The 1,490-nt window shown below is 40.3% G+C and carries 2 protein-coding genes; both read left to right on the top strand.

Going from position 1 to position 1,490, the window contains the following annotated elements; all coding sequences use genetic code 11:
* The first annotated feature begins 450 nt into the window (after positions 1-450).
* On the top strand, positions 451-843 hold the full coding sequence (locus tag BFU02S_RS15780; protein ID WP_066372738.1) for an acyl-CoA thioesterase: 393 nt from the start codon (positions 451-453) through the stop codon (positions 841-843).
* A 72-nt stretch (positions 844-915) separates the two neighbouring features.
* Entirely contained in the window at positions 916-1,482 is a 567-nt protein-coding gene (locus tag BFU02S_RS15775) for a M15 family metallopeptidase (RefSeq protein ID WP_157075972.1), read from the top strand.
* The last annotated feature ends 8 nt before the right edge of the window (positions 1,483-1,490 follow it).

Here is a 1,490-nt window from a genome sequence, read left to right as displayed (position 1 = left end):
GACATAAATGAGACGACTAAAGACGTTTACAGGCGCTAAACGTCCAGCTTAAAGTTCAAACGCTGAAGGCATACTCACAAAAGACTAAGCTCATTCGTCAACTTTGAATTTTTCGTCCTTAGCAAAAGGCTTGTCTTTATTTAAATATTCGAAAACTAATCCTATTAAATAGAACAATTAGACATAAAATGATAATCGCACCAAGCCAAGTAGGCATATTTATTTTGATCATTTTTTGAAATAAGATAAAAATAACTATCATTATTATTCCAATAAGCATACTTTGCAACATAAGCCTAATTTCCATTTTTTACATCCTTTTCAAAATAATCACATAAATACCATATCACAGCCCAAGCCCAGCGGCAACAACCTCTCACTTCCGAAATCAGACATCCAAAACACTTCCTGCTATAATGAAAATAAACAACAACAGAAGGTGAACAAGTGATGGAGAATGTATTGGAAATTGTTGTCCGCTCGACCGAAATTGATGTGAATGGCCATGTCAATAATGCAAAGTATTTGGAGTATCTGGAATGGGGGCGTGAAAGCTGGTATGAAGAAGCGGGTCTCTATTATGAAACATTGCTGAAGATGGGAATTCAAACCGTCACTGTCAACATCAATATCAATTATCGGAAAGAATGTAAACAAAATGACCGTCTCTCGATCAAAACACGGCCAGAGCGGGTTGGCAGAAGCAGTTTTGTCCTGCTTCAGGAAATTTACAATCAACATGGCGAGAAAGTTGCCGACGCCCTTGTCACATGTGTCACGATGGATGCTGAAACGAGAAAAAGCCGTGAAGTTCCCGATGAATTGCGGGCATTATTTGATTAGTATGGAGGCATACCAGATCATGCCTCTATTTCTTTTGACTCTATCTGAATCTATGAATCAAGGAGTCTATAAATGGAAAGGATTTTGGCTTTGAAAAAGCGAATGGCTAGTTTGGCTTTTATTATTTCCCTTATTGTTGCGGTAATTTTCTATGTGCAATCGAATAAACAAAAGCCAGCACCCATGCCAACCGGGCTCAATCCAATCGTTAAGGAACGAACCCAGCAATTAATCCAGCAAGCTGCTAAAAAAGGAATTACAGTTGTGATTACGGATGGTTTTCGCAGTGCAGCAGAGCAAGACCGGCTGTATCAACAGGGGCGGACGGTCAGCGGAAAGATCGTCACGAATGCAAAAGGAGGCCAGTCGTATCATAATTATGGGCTTGCGGTGGATTTTGCGTTAAAGACCCCTTCTGGAAAAATCATTTGGGATATGCATTACGACGGGAATAAGAATGGAATACCCGATTGGGACGAAGTAGTGGCTATTGCAAAAAAATTAGGATTTAAATGGGGCGGCGATTGGCCTCGTTTTAAAGATTACCCTCACCTGCAAATGGATTTTGGCTTAACCCTAGCGGATTTACAACATGGAAAACGCCCGAAAGAATCTGCCATAACAGCTGACTCGAAATAAAGGGGCTG

This window comes from Neobacillus fumarioli NBRC 102428, assembly GCF_001591485.1.
Lineage (GTDB): Bacteria > Bacillota > Bacilli > Bacillales > Cytobacillaceae > Neobacillus > Neobacillus fumarioli.
The sequence above is the reverse complement of the archived record's forward strand: the minus strand, read 5'-3'. Positions and strand labels throughout refer to the sequence as shown.

Bases quoted from the DNA above. Each gene is read 5' to 3' on its own strand.
- BFU02S_RS15780 (WP_066372738.1), top strand. From the start codon at position 451: ATGGAGAATGTATTGGAAATTGTTGTCCGCTCGACCGAAATTGATGTG.
- BFU02S_RS15775 (WP_157075972.1), top strand. From the start codon at position 916: ATGGAAAGGATTTTGGCTTTGAAAAAGCGAATGGCTAGTTTGGCTTTT.